We start from the raw sequence: 23,373 nt of genomic DNA, 5'->3' as shown, positions 1-23,373 counted from the left end.
GCAATCACAGGCTTGCCTCAGGATTGGGGCAAACCTGTGGCAAGGGCGCTGCCTGTGGCGAGGGGGCTTGTCGGATCGCCGCACCGCCCCGTTCGGCTGCGCGGCAGTCGCTTCCCCGGGCAATACGTTTCAACTGAAATGACAAATCGCCACTACCGCCCGGCGGGAGCCACCACCCTCGCCACCACAAGCGGGAACTAAGCTCCAAATCCCCTATCTCAAAGACACTTCGCCATCCAGGCGGGCCGAGACCTGTTATCAATTATTTCCCACCAAAGCGTGACAGCGCCTGCTGTGGCACAAGAAATAATCGATAAGGGGCCCACGTAGTGGCCGCTTTCGACACTCGAGCGGCGCACGCCCTTTGAGATCTGTGCCGATGGTCACCAAAAACCTACAAGACTCATCCCACCCGCAGTGGCCCGAGGCCGCGCAAACCCTGATGGCATTGATGCATGCCCAAGGTGAAGTCGCGCGCCTGAGCGAACGTGAACAACTCTTCAGCTCGCTGCTGGTCAGCGTCAATGCCGTGCTTTGGGCCTTCAACTGGGAAACCCGTCAGGTGCTGTACGTCAGCCCCGCCTATGAACGGATTTTCGGCCGATCCGCCGGCCTGTTGCTGGCCGACTACAACCAGTGGCGCGACAGCATCTACCCCGACGATCTGGAGTACGCCGAGCGCAGCCTGGCCGAAGTACTGGACAAAGGTGCCGTCGAAGACCGCGAATACCGCATCATCGCGGCCGACGGCCAAGTGCGCTGGCTTAGCGACAAATGCTTCATCAACCGCCAGGCCGAACCGGGGCAACCGGTGATCATCGTCGGCATTGCCGAGGACATCACCGAAAAGAAGCAGATGGAAGCCGAGCTGCAACGCCTGGCGACCACCGACGTATTAACCCAGAGCAGCAACCGCCGGCACTTCTTCGAATGCGCCCATCGCGAATTCGAACAGGCGCGGCTGCAAGGCGCGCCGATGGCCTTCCTGCTGCTGGACATCGATGACTTCAAAGTGGTCAACGACACCTACGGCCACCAGGGCGGCGACATCGTGCTGCAACGCATCGCCGAGAGCGGTCGCGCGGCCCTGCGTCGGGGGGATCTGTTCGGGCGAATTGGCGGGGAAGAGTTTGCCGCGGTGTTCCCCGGCTGTGCGCCGGACATGGCCATGCAAGTGGCCGAGCGCCTGCAACGGGAGATTCAGCGGTTGAGCTTCAGCCATGATGACCAGACCTTCGGCATCACCGTCAGCCAGGGCCTCACCAGCCTTACCGACGATGACGAAAGCCTCGACAGCCTGTTCGCCCGCGCCGATGCGGCGATGTACGAAGCCAAGCGCCAAGGCAAGAACCGCATCATCTCCGCCTGACAACGCACCTCTGTGGCGAGGGAGCTTGCTCCCGCTGGACTGCGCAGCAGTCCCCTTCAGCATTTGGGATAAAGGGGGCCGCTTCGCGCCCCAGCGGGAGCAAGCTCCCTCGCCACAGGGACCGTTATTTTTTGCGCAACCGCATCAATTCCGGCAATCCAATCTTCAGCAAGCGCGCCGTGCGGCTTTTGGACAGTTCCTCAATGCCCTCATGCTCGGTCAGGCGCGCCAGTTGTGCAGCCATGTTCATCACCAGCGCTTCGCGGGAGTAAACCCCGCCACCGAGCTGGTAGACCGCTGCAATCAGTTCTCGCAACTCCAGCGGCAGACGCCAGCGCGTGCGCAGCGCCGAACCATAACCGGCACCAAATTCGGCCAGCGCATCGCCCACCTCTTCCCATTCATCCAGCTCACCGCCGGCCTGCTTCCACTCCTGCAAACAGCGCAGCAGCGCCAAGTCGCCGAGACGATGCAACATCCCAGCGCAATAGCAGCGTTCCTGATCCAGGTCCAGCAAGCGCGCCAAAGTCCGGCCATATTCGGCGGTGCGCAGCGACAGTTCCCAATAACGTTCGGCGTAGTCCGCCAATTGCGGATCGCTCAGCCGCGCGCAACGCTTGAGGGCCAAGCCCAAAATCAGGTTCATGCTTTGCGCGGTGCCGAGGCGATGCAACGCCTGGGACAGGGTTTGCACCGCCACGCCGTGATGCTGGGCCGCACTGTTGGCAGCGGCGATCAGCACGGCCGTGATTTGCGGGTCATTGCGGATCTCGCCTTCCAGCAGCGTCAGGTCGAGGCCATTGGGATTGAGGCTGCGTTTCACCGCCAACTGCACATCAGTCATTAACGCCGCGCCGTCTGTCGACTCACGTCGCCGCTCCAGGTACACCGACAAGGTCATCCCCGGCGACAGCGTTGGCGCCTCGCAGGACACCTCTTCACCGGCGTTCAGCAGTAAATCTTGCAGACGATGGGTCAGGCCTTCCATGTCCAGGGGTTTGGTCAGGTACGCGGTGGGCGCCAGGGGCAGGGCCTCGCGCACGCTCGCGCTGTCGTTGCGGCTGCTCATCAGAATGAACGGCAACGGCGGATTACGTTTGCGCTGACGGACACTGCGCAAAACGGTCAGGCCATCGATACCCGGCAACTCCCAGTCAACGATCACCAGGTCGTAGGGCACTTCTGCCAGCAGCTCCATCGCCTGCTGGCCGTCAGCACACAGGTCCAGCCGTGCGTCGCAGCGCACATTCAACAACACCTGTTTGAGCAGGTCGCGGGACCAGGGATCGGCCTCGGCAATCAGTACTCGCGGAACAGCGGGCAACACCACAGCGGTCATTCGTCTACTCCAATGGCAATGCCTGAACCTTAGTCAATGCTGGCCATTCGATACAGCACGATGTGTTCCGCGGACACGAAAAAACCCGCCGAGGCGGGTTTTTTTGTCGATCAGGTCACACTCGGTCGATTACAGCTCCGAGAAGCACTCTTCGATGATGGCCAGACCTTTGTCCAGTTGCTCGTCCGGCGAAGTCAGCGGTACCAGGACGCGCAGAACGTTGCCGTAGGTGCCGCAGGACAGCAGGATCAGACCCTTGTCGCGCGCCTTGGCCACAACCGCTGCCACTGCCGGAGCGTTCGGCTTGTGGCTGTCGCCATCAACAAACAGCTCGACCGCGATCATGGCGCCCAGGGCACGGACTTCACCGATCACCGGGTACTTGGCTTGAATGGCTTTCAGGCCAGTAACCAGACGCTCGCCAACAGCCTTGCAGCGATCCAGCAGGTGTTCTTCTTCGAACACTTCCATCACGGCCAGGGCTGCGGCGCAAGCGATCGGGCTACCGGCGTAGGTGCCGCCCAGGCCGCCTGGAGCAATGGCGTCCATGTATTCGGCTTTGCCGCACACACCGGCCAGCGGGAAGCCGCCAGCGATGGATTTGGCGAAGGTGGTCAGGTCGGCAGCAACGCCCATCTGTTCCATGGCGAAGAAAGTGCCGGTACGGCCAGCGCCGGTTTGCACTTCGTCAGCGATCAACAGAATGCCGTGCTGGTCGCACAGGGCGCGCAGACGCTTCATGAATTCTTTAGGCGCGACGTAGAAACCACCTTCGCCCTGAACTGGCTCGATGATGATCGCAGCGATATCACGCGGCTCGGCGTCGTTCTTGAAGATGCGTTCGATGCTGGCGATCGAGTCGTCGACGCTCACACCGTGCAGTTCGTTCGGGTACAGCGCGCGGAAGATGCCGCCTGGCATCAGGCCCATGCCGGCCGAGTAAGGCACGACTTTACCGGTCAGGCCCAGGGTCATCATGGTGCGACCGTGGTAAGCGCCGGTGAACGCGATCACGCCGGCACGGCCAGTGGCGGCACGGGCGATTTTCACGGCGTTTTCCACGGCTTCGGAGCCGGTGGTCACCAACAGGGTTTTCTTGGCGAAATCACCTGGCACCTTGGCGTTGATTTTTTCGCACAGCTCAACGTACGGCTCGTAGGCCAGTACCTGGAAGCAGGTGTGAGTCAGCTTGTTCAGCTGCGCGGTCACGGCGGCGATGATTTTCGGGTGCAGGTGACCGGTGTTCAGCACGGCGATACCGCCGGCGAAGTCGATGAACTCGCGACCTTCAACGTCGGTCACGGTGGCGTTCTTCGCGGACTCGGCGAAGATCGGGTGAATCTGGCCAACACCGCGTGGTACAGCGGCTTCGCGGCGTTTCATCAGGGAAGCGTTAGTCTTGCTCATAAAGTCCTCATTCACCGCTCATCGGGCGGCGTAGCTCAAGGAAAATGCGGCGGGGAGGCAACTACGGCAGCATGCGATGATCGACTGCCACAGCGTTCCCGGCCACAGAGAAAATTCCATTTGAAGCGCAGAAAGGGACAGCGCTCTCGTGCCCTTTCCGCTTGAAGCAAAACGCCTTGCCGAGCTTAGATGCCCAGGCAGAGGTATTTAATTTCCAGGTAATCTTCGATGCCGTACTTGGAGCCTTCACGGCCCAGGCCCGACGCCTTGATGCCGCCGAACGGCGCGACTTCGTTGGAGATCAACCCGGTGTTGACGCCGACCATGCCGTATTCCAGGGCTTCAGCCACACGGAACACACGGCCCAGGTCGCGAGCGTAGAAGTACGAAGCCAGGCCGAACTCGGTGTCGTTGGACATCGCGATCACTTCGGCTTCGTCTTTGAAGCGGAACAGCGGCGCCAGTGGACCGAAGGTTTCTTCCTTGGCTACTGCAGCGTTTTTCGGCACGTTGGTCAGGATGGTCGGCTCAAAGAAGTTGCCTTCCATGACCTTGCCGCCCGCCAGAACGGTCGCGCCTTTGCTGATCGCGTCAGCAATGTGCTCTTGAACCTTGGCCACGGCTTTTTCGTCGATCAGCGGGCCAGTGGTGGTGCCTTCTTCCAGACCGTTGCCGATCTTGAGCTTGGCCACAGCCACTTTCAGCTTCTCGGCGAACGCGTCGTAGACCGAATCCTGAATGTACAGACGGTTGGCGCAGACGCAGGTCTGGCCGTTGTTGCGGTACTTGGAAATGATCGCGCCTTCAACGGCCTTATCCAGGTCCGCGTCGTCGAACACGATGAACGGCGCGTTGCCGCCCAATTCCAGGGACACTTTCTTGATGTCCTTGGCGCATTCAGCCATCAACTGGCGACCAATCTCGGTCGAGCCAGTGAACGACAACTTACGCACGATCGGGTTGCTGGTCAGCTCGCTGCCGATGTCGCCGGCGCTACCGGACACCACGCTGAACACACCGTTCGGAATACCGGCACGCTGGGCCAGTTCAGCCAGAGCGAATGCGGAGAACGGAGTTTGCGAAGCAGGCTTGAGCACCATGGTGCAACCGGCGGCCAGGGCCGGGCCGGCTTTGCGGGTGATCATCGCGGCCGGGAAGTTCCACGGGGTGATTGCTGCGGTCACGCCGATAGGCTGCTTGATCACGATCAAGCGCTTGTCTGGCTGGTGGCCCGGAATCACATCACCGTAGACGCGCTTGGCTTCTTCGGCGAACCACTCAATAAAGGAAGCGGCGTAAACGATTTCGCCCTTGGCTTCGGCCAATGGCTTGCCTTGCTCGAGGGTCATCAGGCGAGCCAGGTCGTCCTGGTTCTCGATGATCAGTTCGAACCAACGACGCAGCTTGTTCGCACGGTCCTTGGCGGTCAGTGCACGCCAGGCCGGCAGCGCTTTGTCAGCGGCTTCGATGGCACGGCGGGTTTCGGCAGCGCCCATCTTCGGCACAGTGCCCAGAATTTCGCCCGTTGCCGGGTTATTGACCTTGATCGTCTGACCGTTGTCCGCATCGACCCAAGCGCCATCGATAAAGGCTTGCTGGCGGAACAACTGGGTGTCTTTAAGCTGCATGTCGGCTTTCCTTAACAGCACCGCGACCAGCGCGGAGCGAATTATGATTGTAGAAAGGCGCCTCAAAGGCTGCCGTCAGGGAAATCATTCACCGGGCTGAAGCACATAAATAGCGCACTGATCGAAACTCGTGCGGTTCAGCACCCAGACAAGAGCGTTTGAAATCTCGAACGAATCCTAGGATCAATGCTGGGAAAGGACAATAGGCCGTTCGAAAAAAAGAACGAAAACGCCGCATTTGCGGATTTTTTCTGATCAACGTAGCAAACGGCTGTTACAGCTTGGAAAAACACAGGCGATTCAGCAGCATGGACGCCCGCAACGCTTATGAGTATCATGGCGCCCGCTTGCACCAGTAGCTCAGCTGGATAGAGTACTGCCCTCCGAAGGCAGTGGTCGTGGGTTCGAATCCCGCCTGGTGCACCATATAGAAGAAACGAGAAAGCCTCAGGCCCTTAGGGTTTGGGGCTTTTTTGTGGGTGTTGGTATTCCAAGTGGACAATTCAGGGGCTTGATCAATGGGGCTTGGGCCGGCAGGGCAGTTGTCAACTTAGAGTTTACAACTGCCGTGAACCATCTCTCGCGAGTTTCCAGCAGCTTTCGGAAATCCGGAAGAGAAGGATTTGTGGTGTCTCGTTTCAGTTATGCGCAAACCCATGATCCATTTGGATTCTGATGGGCTCCGAGAAAATAAATCTGTCCCTCTTTTCCGCTCTTTTCCGTGTCCCTCTTTTCCGAAACGACAATCCACAGGAGTATGCGGGCAGGCGCTCGGCTCAAGTGCACCTTCGGCTCCATTGCTCCCCGCCCCCTGTTCTCAAACACATCAGCTAAACCTGCAAAATATCCTATTTTAGAGCGTTACATCTAGGCTCTGACTTCAGCCAAAAAAACTTTAATTTTTTCATACTCTTCAAAAGTCACCTCATAAGTGGCCAATATTTTTTGGCCTGGCAATGATTTAACCGCTAGAAATTTATGTAAAAACTGCCACACCCAAACTAATAAAATCAAAGCCACAATATAAACAAGAAGATACAAACTAAAGACGAAAATAAGCTGCGAACTATCTTTGAAGTTCAGTAGCGATGAAACGTATACCAAGGTGTTGGTGGAGACTATAAATAAAAGAATGAAAATCCATAATAAAAAATTACGCATGCCAGCCTTGAGCTTCATATTTAACCACCTAAAAATTCAGCACTGTAAAAGTCACTCGTTCACGCAGTTCGTTTTACGCCGCGCAGAGTGACAGTTCTTTGGTGTGAGCAAGCGACCAGCATGATTTAGCCTGCAACGCAGGCATCTGTCTAAGGCTTGGCTCGGTCCCATTGACACTCCTTCAATCTGTCTACGTCAGTACCGCTCTCTTTTCGCATATCAATGTTGCCATCTGCGTCTAGGTAAATATCGGTGTTAGGCCACTTCGGCGTGACGCTGATGCAATGATTACGCCCTTCTTTTTTGCTCCACCACGAAAATTCCATGAAGAACTCGTCGTCAGGAAAAAGCACGCCATTATCAATCGCACCACCACCGGGAAGCATTCCCCCTTTATAAATCCGGTCTTGAACGTTCCAGATGTACCGAAACTCATCTCTCCCTGCTTTAGAGTAATGAACATTTACGGTTGGCAGGGCTATATCCCAGTGAGTGACCGCAAAATACAGCACAGGTAACCACAGTAGCCGTATGTACCATGGCCGACGCTTACTTACATTCGTGGACACGAATTCCCTCTCCCCAGTTCTCTGGTGGTACTGCTAACACTTCGTCCATGATCATCTTCGCGGTTACCCCACCTGTGGGGTGCTGTTTGGCGAGCTTCATCCCAATTTTAATCGATACTCTATCGCCAACACCGTCCCATGATCGCGGTTCGGTCCATGAGCTCGCCGTTTTATGTGGTCCACCTTTGGTAGCAGCGTCCCACAAAAATTGTGCAGCCCCTGCGCCATCCAGTAGCTCGCTTTCCGACATGCCCCCTATGATTCCAACGTATCCATAGTGAACGTTCGACCAGATGTCGTAGAAATATTCATAAGCCCCCTGTTTGTGGTAGACGCCAACAAACAGCTTACGGAGCTTAGGTTTATGATCCCAGTCCATCTTGGGACCCACTTTACTTGTCCAGATTGCCCACGATGTAGCGATGTCTCTGTACTTGTTTAGCGCACGTGCAGCTGGCCCGCCCAAGCCTTTGAGTAGCGGGGGCGTCCTGTCCGGCGAGGCGGGATCATAGTTATTAAGCCTTTGCATCGATAAAACTTCCGAACTCAAGATGTTTCGGTTCATCTCATCGGCGATATAGTTAGCCAGCCCTTCCATTTCGTCAGGGTCGTTGCAAGCAACAGGTTCCGCCTCTGGCTTAGGCCCGGGCTTCGCGTCCGGCTGCTTAGTAGCTGCCTTGGGATCTACCAAAGCATTAGCAGCGGTTGCCTTCTCTGTCAGCTTCGGATCAGCCAGCAGTGTGGCCATTTTCTCATCGTCCACAGTGCCGTCGGGCCGAAATGCTCCGAGTGCCATGAAGTTGATGATTGTTGCGCCGCCAGCATCCCCCATGACAAAGCCGCCACCGACATCGCCTGACCCAGTAATGATGGTTCCGCCGTGACTGGTAGGACTGCCCAAATGAGCCATAGGACGCCCGTTCACTTGGATGGACGGAAACCCGGTCGTGATAACAGCGCCACACCCACAGGTATCGCCCACACGAGCAGAACCCATGAGGTTGATGTTTGTGTCAGCGGAGGCAGAGGCAATCGGGGTAGTACCGTGCCCCGGTAATGGGCAGACATGTTTGTCACCCAATCGAGCAGAGGAAATCATTCGTCGTCCTTGTCGTGCATAAAAACCCCCGTCAGTGGAGGCCAAGAGCGTTGTTTAGGCGCCGCGAGGTTACCGCATGTGATGGTGGGCGGTCTCTAGGAAAAATCTGAACTTATTTCTCTCGCTTGCCCAAAATTTTAGCCTGCCCGCCCTTCACTGCTGTAGTCGCCGTAGGCGTCAGTAGTCCACTGATAGTGAGTGAGGGAACAAACCAGCGGATAGGAGGCGTCTGCAAAGATTTGGCGATTGCACACAGATTTGGCGGTCAATCTTTATCCGAATGACGGGTACCTCTCGACCCATAGCTGCCAGTCATCGGCTAGTATCAAAAGCCAAGCTACCAGGTCGGTTGGCAGTGAGAGTTAGGGAAAGCACTATGGATATGATTCGTGTGAACTCGTCGGCAATCACGGCTGTAGGCTACGACGCCACCACAGCACGGATGAAAATCACGTTCAAGCAAGGTCGCACATACGACTTCTGCCGCGTGCCATCAGGCGTATATCAGGGTTTGATGGCGGCAGGCTCCAAAGGGTCGTATTTCGACAGAGTCATTAAAGATCGCTACCAGTGCTAGCTCATTGCATGGGGTAGGTTTTCAAGCCAATACCCTACCAGCAGCATGGACCGTGTATGCCCACGTGTATGCCTAACCGAAACACCACTGACCAAACCCTTATAGAATGGGGCCCGCAGAGCCCAGTTCAAACGACGCCTAGGCACCATATAGAAGAAACGAGAAAGCCTCAGGCCCTTAGGGTTTGGGGCTTTTTTGTGGGTCCTGTAAATATCAGAATGAGCGAGATGCTGAAGGTTTCAGTTGTTCGGCTTAGCCGAATAACTGAAGCCAATAAAAAACCGCCTAAGCGGTTTTTTATCATTCAGTCGTCCAATCAAACTCGTCATATTCCTCATCATCCTCGTCCCCCTCCTCCAACACCTCATCCTCAACGGCATCTTCCTCGGGAACGCCTGCTTCCTGCTTGTTCAGCAGAAATTCCTTACGACTCTCAATTATCCCCCGCCTCAGCTCTTCCCCCTTCTTCGGGCAGTTGAGCATTTGGGCGATGCGATCGATTTTTTTCGCCACGGCTTCCTCCAACGCATCGGCTATGCCCCGATAGTGCGCGCTTTCGGGGCTGGTTGCCAAATGGGTGGAGGGGCTGGGGCTCAGTTTTTCTTCAGGGCCTTGAGTCGGGTGGTGAGGTTTTCGTTGGGGTAGCGTTTGTGCAGGATCTTCAACAGTTCGTCGGCGGCTTGAGTTTCACCGGTGTTTTGCAGGCGCAGGACTTCACGCAGTTGATCGTCGAGCGTCCGAACCGGAGCTGCTGCGCGTTTGCTGACCTTGGCTTCGTCGGCCATTTCCGCGTTGATGGATTCGCTCTGGGCGGGCGCGGCGTAATCAGCCATTGGCGCTGCGGGTGCAGGGGCGGATAACGCGCCGGCGGGGGCGGACAACGAACGTGCAATCGGTGCCGGGGCTTCTTTCTTGGCCGCAAAGGATGACGTTTTGGGCGCCGGGGCGGAGTCGAATTGCGGCGCTTGCTCGGGCGTCCGCTGCACTAACGCCAGCATCAGTGCGACGCCAACCAGGCTGGCGAACGCCACCTGCCAACGGGGTTTCTGGCAGGCCTGGACCCAACGCTGCCAAACATTCGGTTTGCGTACTGGTGTTTCCCGATGTGCAGCGGCGAGGATGAACGCGTCGAGATGCGACGGCGGGCCATCGTTGCTGTGTTCACGATAGTGCTTCAGCACTTCGTCTTCTTTATTCGAGCGGGCGTCAGTCATGTCAGTACCTCCTCGGCCAGCAGCCGACGCAGTTTTTGCTGGGCGTAGCGCAAGCGGCTTTTGACGGTTTCCAGCGGTGTTTCGGTGAGGGTGGCGATTTGGGGCAGGTCGAGGTCGCCGTGGGCGCGCAGCAGGAAGACTTCCCGCTGGTCGGCGGGCAGGGTTTGCAGGGCGGTTTCGAGGCGCTGGGTGTCGCGGCTCAGGCTCAGCAGTTGTTCGGGGTCGGCGGCGTTGTCGATCACGGCGTGGGCCGTTTCGTCGTAGCTGTCGTGCAGGGGGTTGTGGATGCCATGTTTGCGCCAGTGGTCGATCAGTCGGTTGCGGGCAATCTGGTAGAGCCAGGTACGAAAATTCGCCCGGCCTTGTGGCTGACTGGTGCTGCGGATCAGGCTGAGCCAGGTGTCCTGGTAGACCTCTTCGGCCAGTTCAGCCTTGCCGCTGAGGCCGAGGAGGAATCGATAAAGTCCCTGACGGTGGCGGGCGTACAAGATCTCGAACGCCGGCCCGTCGCCGGATCGATAGCGCGCCAGCAGCGATTCGTCGCTGCTGGCGTCGGTGCTCATTTCAGGAGCGGTCATATCGGTGATGATCCCCTTCACTCGATGCGGTTGGCGTTGGCTTGTTGATTCGATGCCGTGGAAGTCCGCAGGCTCTGGGCCAGTTCGACCAGTTGCACAAATTCGGCGCGCAAACCAAAGCGGTCATCACCCCGGGCGCCGCGGGCCAGGGCTTCGGTGTCTTTGAGGCTGAAATCGCCGGTGTAGCGGCCGTCCTTCAACTGCTGGGAAAACGCTGCCACCGCCGCCGCAAAGCGCAGATCATCGCTGGCAGGTGCCGAGCTCGAAGCAATCGGGCGCTCGATCAAGCGACTATTCCCACCTTCCGGCAACTGATATCGCACACGCAACATGGCCATTTCCCCGGATTTCCCGGAAGCGCCTGACGCTGCATCACCATAACGCAACGGCTCCAACCAGCCCTTCTCGCCCACAGGGACAATTTCATACAACGCCGTCACCGTATGCCCTGCACCGATTTCCCCGGCATCGACTTTGTCATTACTAAAATCCTCACGCTTCAACGCGCGATTCTCATACCCCAACAGTCGATATTCACTGACCTGCGCCGGGTTGAACTCCACTTGCAGCTTCACGTTCTTCGCCACTACATCGAGGGTCGAGCCGAGTTGATCCACCAGCACCTTGCGCGCCTCACGCAGGTTGTCGATGTAGGCGTAGTTACCGTCGCCGGCATCGGCCAGTTGCTCCATCAGGTGTTCATTGTAGTTATCCACACCAAAACCCAACGTGGTCAGGGAAATGCCGGTCTTGCGTTTATCCACCGCCATTTGCTTGAGGCTGTCGAAGTCGCTGATGCCGACGTTGAAGTCGCCGTCGGTGGCCAACAGGATGCGGTTGATACCTTTGGGGATGAAGGCCTGTTGTGCCATTTGATAGGCCAGTTCGATGCCCGATGCGCCAGCGGTTGAGCCGCCCGCAGTCAGTTGGTCGATGGCTGTACGAATCTTCGCTTTGTCCCGTCCGGAGGTGGGCTTCAGCACGACTCGGGATTCACCGGCGTAGACCACCAGCGACACCCGATCCTGTTCGCGCAACTGATCAACCAGCAACTTCAACGTGCTTTTGACCAGCGGCAAACCCTCACGGCGGTCCATCGAGCCGGACACATCCACCAGAAATACCAGATTCGCCGGGGCCAGCTCCGACACTGCGCGATCCGAAGCTTTGATACCGATGCGCAGCAACCGGGTATGCGGGTTCCACGGCGACGGCGCCAGTTCGGTGGTCACGCCGAACGGCGAGCCATCGGTGGGCAAGGCGTAATCGTAGGGGAAGTAATTGACCATCTCCTCCAGCCGCACCGCGCCTTCTGGCGGCAGGCGGCCCTGATTCAGCAAGCGGCGGACGTTGGCGTAGGCGCCGGTATCGACGTCAGCGCTGAAGGTCGAGACCGGCGCTTCGGCCACGCTGTGGATCGGGTTATCGGCCAACGCTTGATACTGCTCGCGCTGCTCATCCTGATAGCCGGGCGGAGCGGCTTCAGATATCGGTGCAAAGCTGGCCATCGGCGCCGCACGCACACTGCGCTTGGCCATCGTGACATCCGCCGTGACCGCCTGACTCGGCGCCACCGCTTCAGTTTTCAACTCACCTTGAGCCGATGACGGCAACGGTGACGGCGGCGCCACTACAGCGGAATCAGGCTTGGACGAAACACCACAACCAGCAACAGCCAGCAGCAGCCCGATGGCGAAACCATGGGCGGCCGGACGCAGGAAATGCAGAGGGAGGGACATGGGGGCTGACCTCAGGAGGAAATTGATCCATTCATCCTCTGAGACGGGCAGCCCGCCAGATTCGGGTTAAACCGCCAAGAAAAAAATCTTCAGCGGTGATAACGCCGCACCACGCTGCTGTTGCGCAGCACGTGATCCTTGATTTTTTCCAGCAGTTGCGCGCGGGTCAGGCCGGCGGGCAAGGCGTCCGGGGCCAGGTCCAGGGCGTAGATCTGGATGATGTAGTGGTGCGCGCTGTCGCCGACCGGCGGGCAAGGGCCGACGTAGGTCGTAGTGCCTTTGACGTTGGTGCCACCGACGCCTTCGAAGGTGCCTTTCGCGCCGACACCCGCCGGGATCTGGTGGGTGCTCGCCTTGATGCCGTAATGCACCCAATGATCGACGCCCTGGCCTTTCCCGCCGTCGGGGTCGTGCATGACGATCGCGTAGCTGAGGGTGCCCGCCGGGCCGGCGTTCCAATTCAGGGCCGGCGATTGGTTATGCCCGCCGCAATTGGGCGCATCGCTGGCCGCCGCCGACGTAAACAGTCGATCGTCCGTGACACCGGGGATGTTGAGGGTGAAACGTTCCTGGGCCTGCACGGGCAGTTGCACGCAAAGGGCGACTGCAACGGCCGCCAGCCAAGGGTTCAGAGAGGTCAATCGGGTCATTACCGGAGCACCTTGTGCGGATTAGGCCGTCGTCGGCTCGCAGACTATAGCCGTACCGTTGACGCGGTGGCAGTAGGAATTGGGCTGAACCTCGGGATAAGGGCCAAACTCAATAGAGAAACCCCTGTCTGGAGAGCGCTCATGGCCCTGCATCGCGTCGCCCGTTTCGCCGATGTGCCGGAAAACCGGGGTCTTGAAGTCAAGATCGCCGACACCAAAATTGTGTTGCTACGGGTCGGCGATCAGTTGCGCGCCTTCCAGGGCGAGTGCCCCCACGCCGGGGCGCCGCTGGCCGAGGGCGCGCTGTGTCACGGGCGGCTGATCTGTCCGTGGCACAAGGCAGCCTACCGCATCGAAGACGGTGCGCTGTGCGAGCCACCATCACTGGATGGTCTCAAGCGCTACCCGCTGGAAATGCGCGACGACGAAGTCTGGGTCGACGACCAGCCGATGGTCGACGCCCATACGCCGCCCGCCGACGATGAGCGCATCTTTGTGATCGTTGGTGCGGGCGCCGCAGGCACCGCCGCAGCGGCCGCCCTGCGTGAAAAAGGCTTTGGCGGCCGAATCCAACTGATCGACCGGGAAGCCGACGCCGGCTACGACCGCACCGTGCTGAGCAAATTCGTGATCGCCGGGGAAATGCCGCCGGACGAAGTTCCGCCCCTGCGCGACGAGGCTTTTTACGGCAAACAGCGCATCGAACGCCTGCGCGACGAAGTCGCCAGCTTCGACGCGCAACACAAAACCTTGAAACTGACCGATGGCCAAACCCTGAGCTACGATGCCGCATTGCTCGCCACCGGCGGCATCCCCAAACCTTTGGAACTGCCCGGCGCCGAGCTGCCGCAGGTGTTTCTACTGCGCTCGAAGGACCAGGCAAAACGGATTCTCGACGCGGCCAAACCCGGCCAGAAAGCCGTGATCATCGGCGACAGTTTCATTGCCCTGGAATCGGCTTCGGCCCTGCGCACCTATGGCCTGGACGTGACCGTGCTCGCCCGCCACGCCGTGCCGTTCGCGGCGCAATTTGGCGAGACCGTCGGCAAGGCGATTCGCGCCCGGCATGTGGCCCACGGCGTGGTTTTTCACACCGATGGCGAAGCCAAGTCCATCGAAGGTTCGGGCAAGGTCGAAGCAGTGCTGCTGGATAACGGCCAGCGCTTACCGGCGGATCTGGTGCTGGTCGGGATCGGCGTCACCCCGGCCACCGACGTGTTTGCCGATCTGCCCAAGGAAAAAGACCAGTCGCTGAAAGTCGACGGCGGCATGCGCGTGAGCGATGGACTGTGGGCCGTCGGCGATATCGCGACCTTCCCGCTCAACGGCCAGCCGCAACGGATCGAGCACTGGCGCCTGGCGCAGCAACAGGCGCGGATCGCGGCCGCGAACATGCTCGGTGGCGATGAGCATTACCTCGATGTGCCGTATTTCTGGACCTGGCATTTCGGCAAAAACTACGACTACCTGGGCCATGCCGAGAGTTGGGACGAGGTGGAGTTCAAGGGCGATCCATACCATCCGCCGTTTATTGGCCTGTTCGGCAAGCACGGGGTGGTGGTGGCGGCGGTGGCCTGCGATGAGGAGCGGGCGATGGCGATGTTGGCGGAGCGGATGAAACAGCCGTTGCCGGTGGATGAGGCGTGGCGGTTGGTGCGAGACCTGAGCTAACAACGACCTTGTGGCGAGGGAGCTTGCTCCCGCTCGTCTGCGCAGCAGACGCAAAATCGGTGACCGCGTTCTATCAGAAAGAGCGCGATTGTCGAGATTGGGAGTCCTTCGGCCTCCAGCGGGAGCAAGCTCCCTCGCCACAGGTGAGTGCAGGCCAGCGTTAGAGATGACTCACCGGCTCTCTGTTTTCGTCATCTTCGGCCGGCAATCGAATCACCAACGGATGCTCCAACGGCGCCAGCGGTGACGATCGCAGCGCCGGTTCAATCGGGAAGTAGTGAGTGATCACATGGCTCACATCGCCCTCCTGATTGTTGTGAATGGTCATCGAGCCCGGCGTGCGCAGTTTCTCCAGACGATCACCGGTCAACTTGAAACTCTTGCTCAAGCCGATGTCATCCACCACCGGCGCAGGCAGGCGACGTTGGGCAAAGCTTTTGCTCTTGCGATGCTGATAACGCGCCCAGGAAATCAGGATCACCGCGTTCAACACCGCCACCCACAAATAAATCTGCAACGTGCCGAGGGCGTCGAACACCGACGCATCAATACGCGGCCCGTCGTGGGTATCAATCAGCGGCCACAACCCGCGCACCAGCAGATAGAGCAGGCCGATCCAGGCCAGCACCGTGAAAAAGGCATCGATCACGACCAGGAACGGTCGCTGCCGGGTTCTGATGATTTTCATTTGATGACTTCCTCCTCATCGTCAAACGGCTTGATGCCCCGGTCGGGACTGACCCAGCGCGCGCGTTTCTGATGTTGGCCGAACAGCACTTTCGGAAAACTCACCAGCGTCGTCAGCAGACTGATGAGCCAGAACATCAACGGGTACCAGACGACCCAGAACATGGTCTTGCCCAGGCCCTTTTCATAACGCCGGTCGATCAGGATGCTGACCGCAAACTGCAACAGGCAGACCATGGCCAACAGCAACCCGGTAAACGCGGGCGGCAGCAAATGGTCCACCGCGATTGCAGAAGGCATTTCGACAAACTTGCCCACGCCCCAGAAGATCACCGACAGCAGGAAGGTGAAGGCCCAACCGGTGGACAGGCAGTATTCAAACAGCAGCGGCCAGAGGTAGCGATGGCGGTACTGCCAGATGCCGCGGATGTTCTTGAACAACACTTCGGCGCCGCCCTGGGCCCAGCGCAACCGCTGTTTCCACAGGCCGCCGAGGGTTTCCGGCATCAGGATCCAGCACAGGGCGCGGGGCTCGTAGAAGATGCTCCAGTGGTCCAGTTGCAGTTTCCAGCTGATGTCGATGTCTTCGGTGATCATGTCCGGGCTCCAGTAGCCGACCCGGTTCAGCGCCGAACGGCGGAACGCGACGATCACCCCGGAGACGGTGAAGATCCGCCCGAACACTCGTTGCGTGCGCTTGATCAAACCGATGATCGACGAGAACTCACCGACCTGAACCCGGCCCACCAGCGTCGAACGGGTGCGGATGCGCGGGTTGCCGGTCACGGCGCCGAGGCGCGCGTTATCCAGCATCGGCGCCACCAGATACGCCGCAGTGTTTGGCGCCAGCAATGCATCACCGTCGATGCACACCAAATATTCGCTGCGCGCCGCGATGGCGCCCATGCGCAGGGCCACGGCTTTGCCCTGGTTTTCCGCCAGGTGCAGCACCCGCAGGCGTGGGTCTTGCGCGGCCAGTGCGTCGAGCACAGCGGCGGTGTTGTCCTTGGAGCCGTCGTTGATCGCGATCACTTCGATGTTCGGGTAATGCTGGGCCAGCGCCGCGTGGATGGTGTCGGCGGCGTTGTCACCTTCGTTGTAGCAAGGGATCAGGATCGAAATCAGCGGCTCGCCAGCCAGCGGCGGCGGCAAAGTATCGTCCTGCCACGGCCAGTGCCGCTCCCAGTGCAGCCAGAAATACAGGCCGCCGGCGATCCACAATCCGGACATGAACAGGGGATAAAAGAACACGAAGTCCATCAGAAATTGCCCGGTGACCAGGAAGATCAGCCCCAGGGGAATCCCCAGGACGATCGCCAGAACCAGCAGGGCCAGCAGTCTATCCAGCATGTTATGGATTCCACTTGTTGGAGAGCGCGGGCCGCACGGTTTTCAGGTCCGGCTGGTTCTCTAGGAAATTGTCCGGGTAGTAGCCGAAACTGGTGGCGCCCTGACGCTTGAGGCGGCCCATCCAGTCGCTCAGCTGCGCGCCGTCGATGTCGGCATCGGTCTGTTTGGTCCAGTCCTTGGCCTGCAATTCGAACACCGTGCGTTCAAGCGCACCGGGACGCGCCTTGACCGTCGCCACCAACGCTTCGAGCCAGGGCCCGGATTGCGCGAGGCTCTGTTTTTCCATCAGCGGCATGGCCATCGGCGCCGTCCAGTCGTAGGTGCCGAGGAAGTCGTCGAGGTTCTGCGCAAACCAGGCTTCGCTCTCGGGGTTGAGCATCGGCTCGGCGAAGATATTGCGCGCGGTCAGCACCTGCGGGCCGCGAATGACGCGGACCTTGGCGGTCAGCTCTTTCGTGAAGTCGATCAGGTAACGGCTCTTGAACCGCGTCCAGCGTTGCAGCGTGGCCGGGTCATCGCGCAGCGCTGCCATCGAGCCCGGCAAGCCGTTGGCGGCATAGACCTTGAGCGCTTCGGGGCCGGCGTCTTCGAAGTCCGACAGCACGGCGTCGTCGTGATAGAGGATGCCGTCGACCGAGGTCAGGCGCGCCACGTCTTCGTAGATTTCACCGATGATCCGGCGCACGTTCGGGTCGAACGGCGACAGGCGTTTGTACTGGTCCGGGTCCACCGACGTGGTGCCGGTTTTCGGGTCCCAACGGGTGACGCGGGGCAGCTTGGAATCCAGGGCAAAACTCAGCACCGGCATCCAGGCGAAGACTTTGACGTGAGCCCGGGTGCGCAACTGCCAGGCGACGCGGTCGAAGATGTCGGCGCGCACCGGCAGGTGACGGTTGGGGAAGTACAACGAATGCACCAGGCCGTCGCCTTTCGGGTCGGCGAAAGCTTGCAGGAACACGGTATTGGCGCCCATGTCGGCCATGCGCTGGATCAGTTTGCCGAGGTTGATTTCCAACTGCGCCGGGTCGGCGTCGTAGACGTTATCCAGGTCCACATGCACCACGCGCATCGGCGATTCGGCCTGCACCGAGACGATGCTGTTGGCGAAGTGCTCACCGTCCGGGTCCGAGGCCACCAGGAAGCGTGGGCTGCTCATCAGGTTGTCGAGGGCATCGAGGCCGTCGTCCAGGGTCAGGGCCATTTGATAGCCCTGCTCGCTCACCACTTGCAGCGAAGTACCGTCCGCCGCGCCGTAAGGCCAGACCCAGACACGCGGTTTGTAACCGGTGACCTTGCGGATTTTCTCGGTGATGGTCACGACGTCGGCGCGCATCCGCGCCTGAAACTCGGCTTCTGTTTCGTAGCGACCCGCGAGCGCATCGTAGCGACGGGTCGCGGCGGCCGGTTGCAGGTTGCCTTGCGGGTTGGCCAGTACACCTTTGTGGCTGGCATCGGTGTGCGCGGCGATTTCCACCAGCCCGGATTTGGAGATTTCCCGAATCTGCTCCCAGGTCAGGAAGTCCGAGCGCTGACGCGGTGTGCCGGCGAAATCCACCGGTTGGTTCAGCGGCGTATCGATCCACACCCCGACCGGCGCCAGCAAGGCGTGCCAGTTATAGGCGCGCAGCACCGGCATGACGCGGGTGTAGAAGCTCGAATAACCGTCGTCGAAACTCAGCAGGATCGCCTTGGGCGGCAGCTCCGGGCCACCGTTGCGGGCGGCCATGATTTGGTCGACGGTCACCGGTTTGTAGTTGTTCTCCCGCAGCCACGCCAACTGCTCGATCATGCGTTCGGTGCGCACCGCCACCACCGCTTGATCGGGGTCGCGGTCTTCGACGTCGTGATAGGCGATCCCCAGCACGTGGTTTTTCGGCCACGGCTTTTCGTTGGCCGGCACCGGGCGCTCGGCGGGTGGCGTAAACGCCGGGGCCTGCTGGGCGCAGGCGCTGACCAGCAGCGCTCCCAGCAGAAGGATGAAACGCGAGATAAAAGGCATCTTCAAACTCTTCTAGAAGCGGTAAGTGAGGTCGACGAGCAGGCGCAGATCGGTTTCGCGGTCGCCGTCGTAAGGCCGGTTGATCACGGTCAACAAGCCGCCCACCTCGAACACGTCGTTCCAGCTGTAGCGCTGGCCATAGCCCAGCAGGCCGATGCCGCCGGTGCCGAAGTCGCGTTGGCTGTAAGTGCCCGCGCCGGCCTGGAATTGTTGGCTCCAGGAGGTTTCGTAGCGGCGATACAGCACGTGGTTGACGTTGACTGTCGGCAGCACGCTGAAGTCGGATTTGGGGTTGAAGTACGGCACGTCCTCGGACGCGGAGTTGTGGCTGGTGCCGACTTCCAGGCCGAGGTCGACTTGCACCTTCGGCGCGGTGTACACGCCCTCGCGCCCGGTCAGCAAGGCTTCGACGCGGTTGTTGCCGTCGCTGAAGTGCGAGGGGCTGACCGCCAGTTTCCATTCGCGGCTTTCATTGGCGCGCCAGCGGATAAAACCGCTGCCGCCGTTGGCCGTGACGTCGCTGTTCAACGCTCGCAGCGGTGTATCCGCCGAGAGGTAAGCGAGGCTGCCGCCATACTGCCAGTGATCGTCGATGTCCCGGGCAATCGACAGGCGTGCGCCCTGCTTGTTGCCGTAGCCGAAGTTGTGATTGGAGACTTCCGCCTCCAGGGTCATGTCGCGGGTGCGCCGCTCCACGCCAAGCCGTTGCGTGCGATCACGCCCGGTGCCTTCCTGGAAGTCCCCCGTGGCGTAACCGACCCCGGCGAATACCCGCCAGTCTTCGTCGATGGGTGGGCTGTAGAGCACGGTTTCGATCCCGAAATCCTTGCTGCCCGCGACCGCACCGGCCGTGCTATCCCCACCGCCATAACTCTTGCCGCCATAGCTCTGCACCCGCAGCTCGGCCATGTCATGCACCGCGCGCTGGCGCTGCAAACGCTGGACCTGACGGTTGTCCGGGAAACGTGCTCCCACGTCGTCAGTCAGCGCATCCATCTGCCGCCATTCCTGCAAATCCATGGCGGTGTGGGCCTGGGCCACTTCCAGGCCCATGTCTCGCGGGACCATGCTCTCGGTTTCCTTGAGCTGCAATTCGGCGCGGCGTGGCCAGTCACGGGCCAGGTACAGATCAGCCTGGGCCAGGCGCAAACCGATGTTGCCCGGTGCCTGATCGACCAACGTCTGCAAGCGCTGCTCGCCGGAGGGCAGATCAGCACCGTAAGTCCCGGCCTGGGCGGCGAGTTGTTGCGCGTCCATCCACTCATCGTTGGGATTGCCCACCGGCAAACCCTTGAGTTCAACCCGTGGTTTCTGGGCCTTGGCCAAGTCCTCGGCGACCTTGCGCGCTTCGTCAGCCTTGTCGCTTTCGAGCAGCGCGTAATAGAGCGCTGTGCTGTCTTCAAGACGATCACCGACATCGGCGTCCGGCGCGATCAACACTTGGCGATAGAGGTCCGTGGCGATCTCCGGCTGGCGCTGGTCCAGGTAGGACGACGCCACCCAGCGCAGGGCGTAGGTCGGAATCTTCACGCCTTCGCCGATCAACTTCTGGTACTCGCTGATCACATCGGCGGTGCGCGCCCGGGCCTTGAGCGCGCCCATGCGGTCGATGCGCCAACGGGTGACATCGTCGTGGGCCGCCGGGTCCGGGGTCCAGGTGGCGAGCAATTGGTCGTAGTCGGCCAGCGCTCGATCAGCGATGACATAGCGTTCTTTTTCGCTGCGGGTGGCCAGTTCCGCCAGACGCACACGCTCGGCGGCCAGATCGCCTTCGATCAGGCGCAAATGCACCGGATCGATCAGCCCCGGCCGCTGCTTGGCCAGGCGCAGGGCCGGTTCCGGCAGGCGCGCACGTTGCAGGGCAAACACGTATTCCCGGGCGACGTCCGGCTTGCTGCCGGAGCGGATGAAAGCCTGGTCGTATTCAAACAGTGCGTCGTAATTTTTGCCGGCGCGGGTCAAGGCATAGGCCAGCGCCAGACGCCGGGCAGGATCGTCCGGTTTGGCGGCTACCAGGGCTTTGGTGCGGGTCACGGCGTCGTCGGGTTTGCCGGCGTCTGCCTGAGTCAGGGCCAGGCCGAGTTGCAGGTCCGGGTTCTGCGGCTCCAGCGCCAGGGCCTTGGTGTAGACCTCGGTCGCCGATTCCCAGCGCTTGAGGTTGCGATAGGCCCGCGCCGTGGCGGTCAACGCCTGGATCGGCAACGCCCGGCTGCGGCCCTGGGTTTCATAGACCTGCACCACTTCGGCGTCGAGGCCGGCCCAACTGGCGATCTGCAAGTGATCGCTGACCTGGCCGGTGGTGGCCTGGCTCACGGGCACCTGGCGCAACACCGTCAGCGCGGGCGCGTAATTGCCCGCACGGGCATCGCGGACCATCTGGTCGTACGGCGTGTCGGCAAACGCCAGCGTCGGCCAGAGCAACTGGCTGCACAACGCCACGCGCCACAAGGGGCGTAGACCACGATGAATAAAGGGACCTGCAAAACGCGGCATTTGTCAGCATCCTTACATGGCCAGCCGGGTCGCGATGCCCCCTTGCCCATTCGTAATGGAAGGCCGGATCGAGGAGATCCGGTTAATCGGGGCGCAGTCTTGCACGCGAGTTTGGTCAACTATTCAGAACACAATATTTATTCAGATTCGTGACGGTCCCTGCGTCACGCTGCAGCCACGCTCAAACGCCAGACAGCAAAACGCCCGGCGTCTGGGTTGCACAGAGGCCGGGCGTTGCGCTGTATTGCCGGGGTGTTACTGGACTTGCCCAGCACCACCGAGCTTGCCCATCACGAAGCCGACGAACTGCTCAACGGTCATTTTCTGGCCGTTGAATTCGACCTGATTGTTGGCGTAATGCAGTTTGGTGACGACGTTGGTGCCGTCCAGTTTGGCCAATTGCGTGCCCACGGCCATGCTGCTGAACATGTCGCTGGTAGCCGTAGCCTGGTCGACGATGGTCTTGGGGTCGGTCTGGCCATCGGCTTGTGCCTGGACGCTGAGCAGGTCAACGAGCATTGGCTTGGACACTTGCAGATTGAAGTCCAGCAGCGCAATCAACTGGCGGACCAATTGATCCGGCGGCAGGTCCATGGAGGCTGGTTTGGTCAGGTCGACCACCAGGTTGGCGCGGCTTTCACCGTTGGCGGTGTTGAACGACAGGTTCTCCAGCGCAAACTGCGGACCGGCGGCCAGCAGTTTTTCCAGGCCGGCCTTGACCTGTTTTTCTTCTTCCGGCGTCAGGTTCAGCTCGGGGGCCGGCAGACCGGCGGCGACAGCTTCAGCGGCGGCTTTTTCATATGGCTGCAACTTGGTCTGGTAAATCTGCATCAGCGACATGGTCGACGGGATGTCGAGGTTCTTCAGGCTCATGGCCATCTGCGCCGAACCGACGGTTTTGCCGTTGAACGAGATTTCGCCCACCTTGTAATCCGCACGCCCGGAAGCGCTGGTGCCGGATTCTTCGGTCTGGTTCTTCATTTCGAATTTGTTGACGCCGACGATCGACTGCTTGGCGCCGAACGTGGTCTTGCTGCTGGTCAGCTCGAGGGTGTTTTCGCCGGTGTAGTAGCCATAGGTGCTTTTCACCAGGTTGCTGGCCAGGGTCAGGCCATTCAGCTCGACCGTCACGGGCGCCTGATCTTCAGACACGGTGGTCAGCTTCAGGCTGTCCATGTAGCCGTTGGCCTTGACCTTCTGGGCCTGGGCGTTGGCGGCGATGTCCATGTTCAGCCCGGAGAACTTCAGGCTGGACTTGTCATCCAGCGCCACTTCCAGCGGCAGCAATTCGAAATTGCCATTGGTGGAGTTGTCGTAACCGATGTTGACCACGCCTTTGACCGGCGACTGGCCGTTGGCGGCGGCGAACCATTTTTCCGTGGTCGGGGTCTTTTCCAGCTCGAAGTGGTTAGTGGCCATGACCGGCAACCATTTCAACGAAGCCAGGCGCGAGAACGGCAGCGGGCCGTGTTCGACACGGTCGACGAAGAGCAACTCGACCGGCGCACCGCCGAACATCTCGCCTTCGCCCTTGAGGCGGTAATGCGCAGTGCTGCTGAACACGCCACGTTCCAGGGACACCAGCTCCAGAGACGCCGTGCCATTGGAACCTACCAGCGCGGTTTGCAGTTCTTTGTTGGCGTCTGCAACCGAGGCGTTGAGCACGCCTTCCAGTTTAGTGCCGGTGTACCAGGCACCGCCGGCGCTGATCGCACCGATGGCGACGACAATTCCAAGAAGCACGCCTGCTGATTTATTCATGAATTACCCGATCAATGTCCGTTGTTGAAAAAGTGGTCGTCTTCCCTGAACCCATGACGGGTCGTGGTCACGACTGCGCAAA

Annotated in this window: 19 protein-coding genes and 1 tRNA gene; 4 read left to right on the top strand and 16 right to left on the bottom strand. The window is 60.0% G+C overall.

Annotation, left to right across the window (positions count from 1 at the left end; genetic code table 11):
- The first annotated feature begins 379 nt into the window (after nucleotides 1-379).
- Nucleotides 380-1,369 (top strand): GGDEF domain-containing protein, encoded by a 990-nt coding sequence (locus ACY4LX_RS02125; protein WP_149658982.1) that lies wholly within the window; start codon nucleotides 380-382, stop codon nucleotides 1,367-1,369.
- Between the two features lie 124 nt (nucleotides 1,370-1,493).
- Here the strand turns inward: ACY4LX_RS02125 and ACY4LX_RS02120 are convergent, their stop codons facing one another.
- From ACY4LX_RS02120 to gabD, 3 genes are all read right to left on the bottom strand, one after another.
- A complete protein-coding gene (locus tag ACY4LX_RS02120) occupies nucleotides 1,494-2,708 on the bottom strand; it encodes an HDOD domain-containing protein (RefSeq protein WP_149658981.1) in 1,215 nt (404 codons plus the stop codon).
- Nucleotides 2,709-2,837: 129 nt separating this feature from the next.
- Nucleotides 2,838-4,115, bottom strand: coding sequence for a 4-aminobutyrate--2-oxoglutarate transaminase (gene gabT, locus ACY4LX_RS02115; protein ID WP_123515981.1), 1,278 nt, complete (start codon nucleotides 4,113-4,115; stop codon nucleotides 2,838-2,840).
- 185 nt (nucleotides 4,116-4,300) lie between these two features.
- Complete coding sequence (gabD, locus tag ACY4LX_RS02110) at nucleotides 4,301-5,743, bottom strand: NADP-dependent succinate-semialdehyde dehydrogenase (RefSeq protein ID WP_054050229.1); 1,443 nt, start codon at nucleotides 5,741-5,743, stop codon at nucleotides 4,301-4,303.
- Between the two features lie 349 nt (nucleotides 5,744-6,092).
- Between gabD and ACY4LX_RS02105 the strand changes: the two genes are divergently transcribed.
- Nucleotides 6,093-6,169 (top strand) — tRNA-Arg (locus tag ACY4LX_RS02105).
- A gap of 441 nt (nucleotides 6,170-6,610) precedes the next feature.
- On the opposite strand, the gene ACY4LX_RS02100 is transcribed toward ACY4LX_RS02105, so the two are convergent.
- From ACY4LX_RS02100 to ACY4LX_RS02090, 3 genes are all read right to left on the bottom strand, one after another.
- On the bottom strand, nucleotides 6,611-6,922 hold the full coding sequence (locus tag ACY4LX_RS02100) for a hypothetical protein (RefSeq protein WP_463259048.1): 312 nt from the start codon (nucleotides 6,920-6,922) through the stop codon (nucleotides 6,611-6,613).
- 131 nt (nucleotides 6,923-7,053) lie between these two features.
- On the bottom strand, nucleotides 7,054-7,473 hold the full coding sequence (locus ACY4LX_RS02095) for a hypothetical protein (protein ID WP_463259047.1): 420 nt from the start codon (nucleotides 7,471-7,473) through the stop codon (nucleotides 7,054-7,056).
- On the bottom strand, nucleotides 7,454-8,572 hold the full coding sequence (locus tag ACY4LX_RS02090; protein WP_463259046.1) for a polymorphic toxin type 44 domain-containing protein: 1,119 nt from the start codon (nucleotides 8,570-8,572) through the stop codon (nucleotides 7,454-7,456). The genes ACY4LX_RS02095 and ACY4LX_RS02090 overlap by 20 nt, the downstream gene beginning before the upstream one ends.
- A gap of 376 nt (nucleotides 8,573-8,948) precedes the next feature.
- Between ACY4LX_RS02090 and ACY4LX_RS02085 the strand changes: the two genes are divergently transcribed.
- Nucleotides 8,949-9,149, top strand: coding sequence for a KTSC domain-containing protein (locus ACY4LX_RS02085; protein ID WP_463259045.1), 201 nt, complete (start codon nucleotides 8,949-8,951; stop codon nucleotides 9,147-9,149).
- 300 nt (nucleotides 9,150-9,449) lie between these two features.
- Here the strand turns inward: ACY4LX_RS02085 and ACY4LX_RS02080 are convergent, their stop codons facing one another.
- From ACY4LX_RS02080 to ACY4LX_RS02060, 5 genes are all read right to left on the bottom strand, one after another.
- Nucleotides 9,450-9,722, bottom strand: a complete 273-nt coding sequence (locus ACY4LX_RS02080; RefSeq protein WP_463259044.1) for a hypothetical protein — start codon at nucleotides 9,720-9,722, stop codon at nucleotides 9,450-9,452.
- 20 nt (nucleotides 9,723-9,742) lie between these two features.
- A complete protein-coding gene (locus ACY4LX_RS02075; protein ID WP_463259043.1) occupies nucleotides 9,743-10,363 on the bottom strand; it encodes a hypothetical protein in 621 nt (206 codons plus the stop codon).
- Nucleotides 10,360-10,941, bottom strand: a complete 582-nt coding sequence (locus tag ACY4LX_RS02070; protein ID WP_149661557.1) for an RNA polymerase sigma factor — start codon at nucleotides 10,939-10,941, stop codon at nucleotides 10,360-10,362. The genes ACY4LX_RS02075 and ACY4LX_RS02070 overlap by 4 nt, the downstream gene beginning before the upstream one ends.
- Nucleotides 10,942-10,958: 17 nt before the next feature.
- On the bottom strand, nucleotides 10,959-12,680 hold the full coding sequence (locus tag ACY4LX_RS02065; protein WP_463259042.1) for a vWA domain-containing protein: 1,722 nt from the start codon (nucleotides 12,678-12,680) through the stop codon (nucleotides 10,959-10,961).
- Between the two features lie 89 nt (nucleotides 12,681-12,769).
- On the bottom strand, nucleotides 12,770-13,330 hold the full coding sequence (locus ACY4LX_RS02060) for a YbhB/YbcL family Raf kinase inhibitor-like protein (RefSeq protein WP_463259041.1): 561 nt from the start codon (nucleotides 13,328-13,330) through the stop codon (nucleotides 12,770-12,772).
- Nucleotides 13,331-13,471: 141 nt separating this feature from the next.
- Between ACY4LX_RS02060 and ACY4LX_RS02055 the strand changes: the two genes are divergently transcribed.
- Nucleotides 13,472-15,001, top strand: coding sequence for an FAD-dependent oxidoreductase (locus tag ACY4LX_RS02055; protein WP_463259040.1), 1,530 nt, complete (start codon nucleotides 13,472-13,474; stop codon nucleotides 14,999-15,001).
- A gap of 160 nt (nucleotides 15,002-15,161) precedes the next feature.
- Here ACY4LX_RS02055 and pgaD read toward each other — a convergent pair whose 3' ends face one another.
- The 5 genes from pgaD to ACY4LX_RS02030 all read right to left on the bottom strand — a co-directional run bounded on the left by pgaD (nucleotide 15,162) and on the right by ACY4LX_RS02030 (nucleotide 23,291).
- Nucleotides 15,162-15,689, bottom strand: a complete 528-nt coding sequence (gene pgaD, locus ACY4LX_RS02050; RefSeq protein WP_463259039.1) for a poly-beta-1,6-N-acetyl-D-glucosamine biosynthesis protein PgaD — start codon at nucleotides 15,687-15,689, stop codon at nucleotides 15,162-15,164.
- Complete coding sequence (gene pgaC / locus ACY4LX_RS02045; protein ID WP_463259038.1) at nucleotides 15,686-17,038, bottom strand: poly-beta-1,6-N-acetyl-D-glucosamine synthase; 1,353 nt, start codon at nucleotides 17,036-17,038, stop codon at nucleotides 15,686-15,688. The genes pgaD and pgaC overlap by 4 nt, the downstream gene beginning before the upstream one ends.
- Before the next feature lies 1 nt (nucleotide 17,039).
- On the bottom strand, nucleotides 17,040-19,037 hold the full coding sequence (gene pgaB / locus ACY4LX_RS02040) for a poly-beta-1,6-N-acetyl-D-glucosamine N-deacetylase PgaB (RefSeq protein ID WP_463259037.1): 1,998 nt from the start codon (nucleotides 19,035-19,037) through the stop codon (nucleotides 17,040-17,042).
- A 12-nt stretch (nucleotides 19,038-19,049) separates the two neighbouring features.
- On the bottom strand, nucleotides 19,050-21,530 hold the full coding sequence (pgaA, locus tag ACY4LX_RS02035; RefSeq protein WP_463259036.1) for a poly-beta-1,6 N-acetyl-D-glucosamine export porin PgaA: 2,481 nt from the start codon (nucleotides 21,528-21,530) through the stop codon (nucleotides 19,050-19,052).
- A 255-nt stretch (nucleotides 21,531-21,785) separates the two neighbouring features.
- A complete protein-coding gene (locus tag ACY4LX_RS02030; protein ID WP_149661549.1) occupies nucleotides 21,786-23,291 on the bottom strand; it encodes a YdgA family protein in 1,506 nt (501 codons plus the stop codon).
- Between the last annotated feature and the right edge of the window lie 82 nt (nucleotides 23,292-23,373).

Source organism: Pseudomonas sp. Emmai (assembly GCF_055179735.1).
The sequence above is the reverse complement of the archived record's forward strand: the minus strand, read 5'-3'. Positions and strand labels throughout refer to the sequence as shown.